Origin of the sequence: Tissierella praeacuta (genome assembly GCF_040396155.1) — a bacterium.
GTDB classification, from domain to species: Bacteria; Bacillota; Clostridia; order Tissierellales; family Tissierellaceae; genus Tissierella; species Tissierella praeacuta_A.
In genome coordinates this window covers 21253-30605 of sequence record NZ_JBEBOY010000040.1, presented here as the reverse complement: position 1 = coordinate 30605, position 9353 = coordinate 21253, and the positions used below count along the sequence as shown (strand labels likewise).

The 9353-nt window shown below is 30.4% G+C and carries 10 protein-coding genes; 9 read left to right on the top strand and 1 reads right to left on the bottom strand.

The window, feature by feature from the left end; translation table 11 throughout:
• The first annotated feature begins 60 nt into the window (after window positions 1-60).
• From ABWP20_RS15285 to ABWP20_RS15245, 9 genes are all read left to right on the top strand, one after another.
• On the top strand, window positions 61-945 hold the full coding sequence (locus ABWP20_RS15285) for a branched-chain amino acid ABC transporter permease (RefSeq protein ID WP_353096952.1): 885 nt from the start codon (window positions 61-63) through the stop codon (window positions 943-945).
• Between the two features lie 11 nt (window positions 946-956).
• Window positions 957-1907 (top strand): branched-chain amino acid ABC transporter permease, encoded by a 951-nt coding sequence (locus ABWP20_RS15280; RefSeq protein WP_353096950.1) that lies wholly within the window; start codon window positions 957-959, stop codon window positions 1905-1907.
• Window positions 1885-2667: an ABC transporter ATP-binding protein gene (locus tag ABWP20_RS15275; RefSeq protein ID WP_353096949.1), complete on the top strand. Its 783-nt coding sequence runs from the start codon at window positions 1885-1887 to the stop codon at window positions 2665-2667. The genes ABWP20_RS15280 and ABWP20_RS15275 overlap by 23 nt, the downstream gene beginning before the upstream one ends.
• Window positions 2661-3365 (top strand): ABC transporter ATP-binding protein, encoded by a 705-nt coding sequence (locus tag ABWP20_RS15270; protein WP_353096948.1) that lies wholly within the window; start codon window positions 2661-2663, stop codon window positions 3363-3365. The genes ABWP20_RS15275 and ABWP20_RS15270 overlap by 7 nt, the downstream gene beginning before the upstream one ends.
• 140 nt (window positions 3366-3505) lie before the next feature.
• Window positions 3506-4396 carry an acyl-CoA dehydratase activase-related protein gene (locus tag ABWP20_RS15265; protein ID WP_353096946.1) on the top strand — a complete coding sequence of 297 codons (891 nt, stop codon included), beginning with the start codon at window positions 3506-3508 and terminating at the stop codon, window positions 4394-4396.
• Between the two features lies 1 nt (window position 4397).
• Window positions 4398-5495 carry an acyl-CoA dehydratase activase-related protein gene (locus ABWP20_RS15260; RefSeq protein WP_353096944.1) on the top strand — a complete coding sequence of 366 codons (1098 nt, stop codon included), beginning with the start codon at window positions 4398-4400 and terminating at the stop codon, window positions 5493-5495.
• Window positions 5476-6432: an acyl-CoA dehydratase activase gene (locus tag ABWP20_RS15255; protein WP_353096943.1), complete on the top strand. Its 957-nt coding sequence runs from the start codon at window positions 5476-5478 to the stop codon at window positions 6430-6432. Before ABWP20_RS15260 ends, ABWP20_RS15255 begins: the two co-directional genes overlap by 20 nt.
• Window positions 6433-6854: 422 nt before the next feature.
• Complete coding sequence (locus ABWP20_RS15250) at window positions 6855-7286, top strand: hypothetical protein (RefSeq protein ID WP_353096942.1); 432 nt, start codon at window positions 6855-6857, stop codon at window positions 7284-7286.
• Window positions 7287-7303: 17 nt separating this feature from the next.
• Window positions 7304-7732: a ferritin-like domain-containing protein gene (locus ABWP20_RS15245; RefSeq protein WP_353096941.1), complete on the top strand. Its 429-nt coding sequence runs from the start codon at window positions 7304-7306 to the stop codon at window positions 7730-7732.
• A gap of 625 nt (window positions 7733-8357) precedes the next feature.
• Here the strand turns inward: ABWP20_RS15245 and ABWP20_RS15240 are convergent.
• Window positions 8358-9347, bottom strand: coding sequence for a siderophore ABC transporter substrate-binding protein (locus ABWP20_RS15240; RefSeq protein ID WP_353096940.1), 990 nt, complete (start codon window positions 9345-9347; stop codon window positions 8358-8360).
• Window positions 9348-9353 lie beyond the last annotated feature (6 nt).

Below are 9353 nucleotides of genomic sequence, written 5' to 3'. Positions count from 1 at the left end.
AAGAAGGTTTATAGGTTTTCCTATTTAATAACCTAAATACATTATACAAGGAAGTTAAAAATGGAACAATTATTACAGCAATTAATAAATGGTATATCTCTTGGCAGTATATATGCTCTAATAGCATTGGGTTATACCATGGTATATGGAATAATAAACTTAATTAATTTTGCCCATGGAGATATTTATATGATGGGGGCATATGTAGGCTTTGCCTTAACAACCTTTCTAGGTCTAGGCTTTCTTCCTGCATTGCTGATTTCAATGTTAGTTTGCAGTATTCTTGGAATGATAATAGAAAAGGTTGCATATAAGCCTATAAGAAATTCCACAAGAATTGCAGCTCTTATTACTGCAATATCTGTATCCTTGTTTTTAGAATATATAATGGTGTATTTCGTAAAACCAGATACAAGAACATTTCCAGAAGTACTAAAGAGTAAAATATTCACTTTATTTAATGGAAAAATTATAGTGGATATAAAAAATATATATATTATTTTAATCACTATTGCATTGATGATTGGACTTCAATATATAGTCCATAGGACAAAAGTAGGTAAAGCCATGAGGGCAGTTTCTCTTGACAAAGATGCTGCTGAACTTATGGGCATAGATGTAAATAAGACCATATCAACTACTTTTGCTATTGGCTCTGCCTTAGCAGGGGCAGCTGGTGTACTTGTTGGGGTTTATTATAATACTATAAATCCTTTAATGGGAACAGTGCCTGGATTAAAGGCATTTGTTGCAGCAGTATTAGGGGGAATAGGCATTATTCCTGGAGCTGTATTTGGAGGTTTTTTTCTTGGTATGACAGAAACCATTGTTTCTGCCTATGGAGGATCAGTGTTTAAGGATGCTGTTGCCTTTTCAATACTTATTATGGTCTTATTATTTAAGCCTAATGGACTTTTAGGAAAGACTGTAAAGGAAAAGGTATAGGAGGAAGAGCAATGAAAAAGTTAAATAAAAAAGATATTATAGGTTTTAGTTTATTGGTTGTAATCTATTTGTTAATAAAGATTTTAATGGATGTAGGTATTGTAGATTCATATTTGCAGCTAAATATTTTTCTTATTGGAATTAATATTATATTGGCTCTGGGCTTAAATTTAATTACTGGATTTACAGGCCAATTTTCTTTAGGACATGCAGCTTTTATGTCAATAGGAGCTTATACATCTGCAGTACTTACAGCTAAACTAGGTCAGCCTTTTATATTGGCTATACTAGTATCTGGAATTGTAGCTGCCATAATAGGTGTTTTTATTGGAATTCCAACACTGAGGTTAAAGGGTGACTATCTAGCTATAGCCACTTTAGGCTTTGGTGAAATTATAAGGATTTTGGCATTAAATAATGATTATATAGGGGGAGCCATTGGTTTCAATGATATTCCTCAATATACAAATTGGACTTGGATCTTTGTCATGACAGTGGTTACAGTATTTATAATAAAGCATTTTATTAACTCTTATCATGGAAGAGCTTGTATAGCCATAAGAGAAGATGAAATAGCAGCTGAGGCAATGGGTATCAACACTACTTTTTATAAAGTTCTAGCCTTTGCCATAGGTGCTTTCTTTGCAGGAATTGCAGGTTCACTTTATGCTAATTATTTTTACTTTATAAAACCTGATTCTTTTGGATTTATGAAATCAATTGACATACTAGTAGTCGTTGTCTTTGGTGGAATGGGCAGTATTTTAGGTTCAATAGTTGGAGCAATTGCTTTAGTGGTGATTTCTTTATTTCTTCAAAACATACCCGAACTTAGAATGGTAATTTATTCACTAGTTTTATTTGGAATAATGGTTTATAGACCAACAGGGCTTCTAGGTAAAGAGGAATTTAAAGTTTTAAGAAAGGGGATAAAGAGAAATGTCAGTATTGAAAGTAAGTAATCTATCAAAGAACTTTGGTGGTATTAAAGCAATTACGGATGTTAGTTTGAATATAGAAAAAGGAGAAATCATAGGTTTAATTGGACCAAATGGAGCAGGAAAGACAACATTTTTTAATCTATTGACGGGAATATATAATCCTACATCAGGAGAAATAGTCTATGATTTAGAGAGAAAAGTATCAACTAAAGATTTGAAGCCTCATAAAACAACTTATTATGGAATCTCTAGGACATTCCAAAACATAAGACTTTTTCAGAATATGACAGTTCTTGATAATGTACTTATAGGATTTCATAATGGTTTAAAATATGGCTTAGTTTCAGCATTTTTTAGATTACTATCATATTATAAATCTGAAAAGACTACTTATGATGAAGCAATAGAACTTTTAGGAAAGTTTAATTTATTAGATAAAAAAGATGAGTTTGCAAAGAATCTTTCTTATGGAGACCAAAGAAGGTTGGAAATAGCAAGGGCATTAGCAGCAAAGCCTAAATTGCTATTATTAGATGAGCCAGCGGCAGGGATGAATCCTAAGGAAACAAAGGAGCTTAAATTTTTGATTAAATGGATAAGAGAAACCTTTGACCTTACAATAATTCTTATAGAACATGATATGTCCTTGGTTATGAATATTTGTGAAAGAATATTTGTATTTGATTATGGTTATTTAGTTGCCAGTGGAACGCCAAAGGAGATACAAAAAAATGAGAAGGTAATTAAGGTTTATTTAGGTGAGGAGGTAGCTAAATGTTAGAACTGTCAAAAGTAGATGTATATTACGGAGCTATTCATGCACTTAAAAATATAAGTATTAAAATTGAAGAAGGAGAAATAGTCACTCTCATTGGTTCAAATGGAGCGGGGAAAAGTACAACTTTAAAAGCTATTTCTGGAATGGAAAAACCTAAAAATGGAGAAATAAAATTAAATGGAGAAAAGATTAATTCCTTAAATGCTCCAGATATTGTTAAATTAGGTATATCTCATGTTCCAGAGGGCAGAAGAATATTTTCTAAAATGAGTGTAATGGAGAATTTGGAAATGGGAGCATATATAAGAAATGATAAAGAGGAAATTAAGAGAGATTTTGATAAAATATTTTCCTTATTTCCAAGACTTCTAGAAAGAAGAGAGCAGATGGCAGGAACATTGTCTGGTGGAGAACAGCAAATGCTTGCAATCGGTCGTGCATTAATGTCAAGACCAAAATTACTTTTGTTAGATGAACCTTCTATGGGGCTTGCTCCCATAATAGTAAATGAGATATTTTCTATTATAAAAAATATAAATAAAAGTGGAACTACAGTATTATTAGTAGAACAAAATGCAAATATGGCACTTAATACTGCAGACAGGGCTTATATAATTCGAAATGGAGAAATTGAAATAGAAGGGAATGCGAAGAAACTAGTTGCTGATGATAGGGTTAAAAAAGCTTATCTTGAAGGGTAATATTATGAAAAACTATGGACTGATTAAAAACATCCATAGTTTTTTTATTTAATATTATGAAATTTACTTGTATAATTGTATACTTTTTAGAATTCTGCCAATAATATACGGATGTAATCTTAATTTATAAGGAGGTAAATATGAAAGTAGGAATTCCTAAAGGGTTATTATATTGTAAATATCATCCTTTTTTACAAACATTTTTCTCTGAGTTAGGGGCAGAAGTAATTAATTCTCCTGATACAAATACAGAAATATTAAATGAAGGTATTAAATATTCAGTAGATGAAGCCTGCCTTCCAGTTAAGATATTTCATGGACATGTTTATTCATTAAAAGATAAATGCGATATTATTGTAATTCCTAGAATAATGCAGGTAAGAAAAAAAGAATATATATGTCCAAAGTTTTGTGGACTTCCAGAAATGATAGTAAATAGCATACCGGATATTCCCGAGACTATTATTGAGCCTATTTATGCTGTGTCAAAGAGAAAACTATACAGTTGGGCTGAGGAAGCAGGACGTAAAATAACAAAGGATAGTTTTAAAATAAGAAAATCATTTAATAGAGCTTTGGAGGAGCAGAAAAATTATAAATCAGGTATAAAGGATGAAAATTACAAGTTAAGAGTTGCCTTAGCAGGACACCCATACAATATTTATGATAATTTTATTAATATGAATATAATACAAAAACTTAACGAATTAGGTGTAGGTGTTATAACAGAAGAATATACTGATGAAGAGTCAATAGATATGGAAGTTAAAAATCTATACAAAAGACCTTTCTGGACATTTGCGAGAAATTCCTACGGATTTACAGCAAATGCATCTAAGAAAAGCATAGTAGATGGAATTATATATATATCTTCCTTTGCCTGTGGAATAGATTCTGTAGTAATTGAGCTTATTAAAGATAGAATAGAAGATTTTCCTTTTATGATATTGAAAGTAGACGAACACACTGGCGAAGCAGGTCTTGATACGCGAGTTGAGGCATTCGTTGATATGTTAGAAAGGAGTTCTTAATATGAAAATAACAGCTCCGCATTTGGGAAATGTATATTTAGCAGCAAAAACATTATTTGATGGACTTGAAATAGAGTATATAATGCCTCCATTAAGTAATAAAGAAGCATTAGAAATTGGTTCTTTACATTCTCCGGAAGAAATGTGTTTACCTTTTAAGATAATGATAGGAAATTATATACAAGCAATTGAAAAGGGAGCAGATACAGTCATACTTCCAGGAAGTTGTGGTCCGTGTAGATTTGGTGAATATGGAGAAATGCAAATGAATCTATTGAATAAACTTGGATATAATTTAGATTTTATATTGCTGGATTTGCCTAAGGATATTGGGATTAAAGAATTGTTTAATAGGATCAATAAAATATCATCAAAAAGTAATAAAGGAAAGGGTGAAAAAGTAAAAGCCTTAAGAGATGCTGTGAAGGTGATGAATTTAATTGACGAAATAGAATCAAAAGCTCATTATTTGGCGGGGTACGAAAAGGTAAATGGGCAATGTAAGAAAATATTAAATAGCTGTAAGAGAGATGCTTTAAAATGTAGGGAACCTAAAGAAATGATTAGTTTACTAAAGGATTATAAAGATAAAATAAATAATATTGAAATAGATAAAGATAAAAATCCTGTAAAAATAGCCATAATAGGTGAAATATATACTATAATTGAACCATTTTCAAATTTGTATATTGAAGATAAACTCATGGACTATGGAATTACAACATCGAGAAGGTTAACACCTAGTTGGTGGGTTAAAGATATGGCACTGGTACCTACTAAATTAAATTCACTCGATATAAAAAAAGGGGCAAAAGATTATCTTAATCTTGGAATAGGAGGTCATGCAAGGGAATGTGTTGGTGAAGCAGTTCTGGCTCATGAGGAAGGATTTGATGGGGCTATTCAAATATTTCCAATGGGATGCATGCCAGAAATAGTTTCAAAAGCAATTTTGCCTACTATATCAAGGGAGAGAGATTTTCCCATAATGTCCCTTGTAGTTGATGAGATGACTGGTGAAGCTGGTTTAGTTACTAGGATTGAGGCATTTGTAGATTTGCTTGAAAGGAGAAAGAAATATGCACTATCTTGGAGTTGATGTAGGTTCAGTAAGTACAAATCTTGTACTTTTAGATAATAAGATGAATGTAGTAGAAAAGATCTATTTAAGAACTAAGGGGAGTCCAATAAAGGCTGTGCAAGATGGGTTAAAGATTTTAAAAGATAGATATAGTGATATTGAAATCGGTGCAGCTGGAACAACAGGAAGTGGCAGGCATATAGCTGCCACATTAATAGGTGCTGATGCGATAAAAAATGAAATAACAACCCATGCTGTTGCAGCGCTTGAAATAGATAGAGATGTAAGAACAATAATTGAAATTGGAGGACAGGATTCCAAAATTATTATTTTAAGAAATGGAGTAGTATATGATTTTGGAATGAATACAGTTTGTGCAGCTGGTACAGGTTCATTTATTGATAGACAGGCAGAAAGATTAGATATTCCAATTGAAGAGTTTGGAGATTATGCTCTGAAATCAAATACAGCAGTTAGAATTGCTGGAAGATGTGCTGTTTTTGCTGAGTCAGATATGATACATAAGCAGCAATTGGGATATAATAAATCTGATATAATAAGAGGCCTTTGTGATGCTTTAGTTAGAAACTATCTCAATAATATTGGAAAGGGTAAAGAAATCATGCCTAAAGTATTTTTCCAAGGAGGAGTTGCTGCTAATATAGGTATAAAGAAAGCATTTGAAAATGCTTTAGGTTTTGAGATATTTGTTCCAGAGCATTATAATGTCATGGGCTCCATAGGAGCTGCAATAATAGCAAAAGAAGCTGCTGAAAGATATGGAGGAACCAATTTTAAAGGTCTAGACCTTGCTGAAAATAAGTTTATCTCTAAAAGTTTTGAATGTAATGGATGTGCAAATAGATGCGAAGTAGTTACAATTAATGAGAATAATAGTGATATTGGTTGTTTTGGAGACAGATGTGGAAAATGGAGTAACAAAATTGCCATATAAAAACTAACTTTAAAGAGAATATAAAAATGGTCATCTCAAATTTTTATTTTGAGATGACCATTTTATATTGCAAGTGAAGTTTATATTCCTAGAAAAAAGAAAGCTTTAAACAATATAGAGTGTTTAAATATGCATTTCTCTTTTTCATTGTATAAAATATGGGTATAAGAATAGATAGTGTCTTATATTTTGACTTTAAAAAATGAAGCCTTGAATTATAGTAAGTAAAAAAGTATATAAATTATAAAATCTCTTTCTAAAAATTTTAGACAATATATAAAATTAAAATAGATATATAATAGTAAGTTAATAAATTAATTATTATAGTTAGATATAACAATATAAGTCAAAATATGGTAGAATATTATTTGGCCTATAATATAGGAAAATAAATATTTTGTTATATGGAAAGGGTGAAATATATGGGTAAAGGAATAGATTTTAATGGTCTTATAAAAAAGGTGGGTAAATGCTGCTTAACTGAAGATAGTTGTGGGACTTGCTGTAAGGATGAATGTTTTGTAGGATATTGTGAACAATGCTTAATAACTTGTTTAAAAAGCCAAGATGAGTTTATAGATAATGGTGTAGACAATATTCCTTATCAAGATACGAAGATATTTGATGAAGAATCCATAATTTCAGCTATTGCTTTCGTTCTTAAACAATGTAAAAACTGTCAAATGTATCATGATGATGATTGTATTATAAATATTGTTAGAAGTGCTTTAGAAGTAGCTTTAATAGGAGAGCATTTAGATTATAAGGGAAGTAATTTTATATATTTTTCTGATTTACAAGCTAAAAATAAAGGTATTGCCCAAAGAGTATACGATACCTTTAATTCATTATAAATAAAAGGAGGATTTCTATGGACAAAATTGAATTAATAACAGAACATAAAATAGGTGAGGGAAAAGGGACCCCACTAGAAAGAACTATAAAGCAAAATTTTAATGGTGAAACCAGTGAAGCAGGTATATATTTAGCTATGGCTCGTCAAGCACAAAGAGAAGGATATGGAGAAATTGCAGAAGTTTTAAAGGTCATAGCTTGGGAAGAGGTAGAGCATGCTTCTCATTTTGCTGAAATGAATGGAATGATTCAAGATGATTTATTTGCAAATATAAGACAAATGCTAGAAGGCGAAATATTCGCAAATAAAAATAAAAAAGAAGCAGCAGATGAAGCCGAAAAATTAGAATTAGATTCTATAAGGGATTACTTCAATGAATCAGCTAAAGATGAAGGACGTCATGCTCGTATATTGGAGGGAATATTAAAAAGATATAATAAATAGACATTTCTATTTAAATATATAATTAGGTTTTAAATAGAAGATGGATAAAAGTATATTAAAAATAAAAATGGGCATTCAAAAGTAATTTATTAATGACTTTTGAGATGGCCCATTTTTTATTTATTATATAAACTTATTTTCTGCCAACGGCAGATGGCTTTTCGGCTCATTTAGAGAAATAGCCTTTTTCGTCAGAAACTCAGTAGTTTACTTCACCTGTATTTCTGTTAATAATAATATATTCTTCACCGGTTAAAAATCTCATTTCCATGTTAGTCACCTCCTATAAAATAGTATGTTATTATAGACAAAATCTATACAAGATAAATTAAGTATAGATAAGAATTATAAGTAAATAATACTAGAAAATGAACAAGTTTTTATCAAATATTTCAATAAATTATTTAAGACATAATATAAATAGCTGTTAAAATTCTCAATGATAAAATGTACAGGACAAATAAAAATATTAAATATTTAAAATAAATTTGAGTCTTGTAAATTTTTGTTATTTTAGATAGTAAGGTTATATGAAATGATAGCTATCAATTAGCTTAACTATAAAAAAACTCATTTCCAGATAAATGTTATTTATCAGAAATGAGTTTTTGTTATATATTAAGTTCTATAATCCAGATTGTACATCCTCTATCATTGTCATTGTTCCATTTAATCCACCAGATGCTACATACCAAATTTGAGAGCTAAGATATACTATTTTATCCTCTTTATAAGCTGTTGTTTGTTTAATGATATCATTATCAAAAATTTGTTCTGCTGATGTAGTGCCTCCTGTAGTAGCAGCCCTATCAACAACTAAAATATATTGAGGATCTTTTTCTAATATATATTCAAAAGTAACTTTGTCGCCATGATTATTTATCTTTATATCTTTATCTATAGGTACAAAACCGAATTCATCATGAATGATGCCAAATCTAGAGCCTTCACCATAAACACTTATGGCACCGTCATTAGCCATAACTATTAGAGCATTTTTTTCATCTTCAGTGACAGCTTTATTTAATTTTTCTAGGGATTCATTAATGGCAGTAAGCTCTTTTTCTACTAATTCTTCTTTTTCAAAGATTTCGCCTAAAGTCTTAACATTATTGGTAAATGAGCTCATATAGTTGGCACCATCAATATTTAAATATACAGTAGGAGCTATTTTAGCAAGTTCTTCATATACTTCTGCTTGTCTACCGGATACAAAAATCACATCTGGTTCAAGTTCAAAGATTTTTTCAAAATTAGGCTCGAACAATGTTCCTACATCTTCATATTTTTCATCATTGAATTTATCAAGAAAAGTTGGAATATTAGATTTTGGAAGTCCAATGATTTCTATTCCAAGTTTATCTAAAGAATCTAAAGTAGCATAGTCAAACACAATTACTTTTTTAGGGTTTTTATTAACAACAGTTTCTCCTAATTCATGAGTAATAGCTATACTAGAAGGCTTCTCAGCATTTTCATTTTGAGTTTCTACTTTTTCCTCTTGTTCAGAATTAACTACGGCGTTTTCAGAATTATTCTTGGAGCTGCAAGCAGTAAGAGCTAAAGCAGTAATAATCACTAATACTAAAATAAGCAAATTTTTCGTTTTTTTCATATTTTT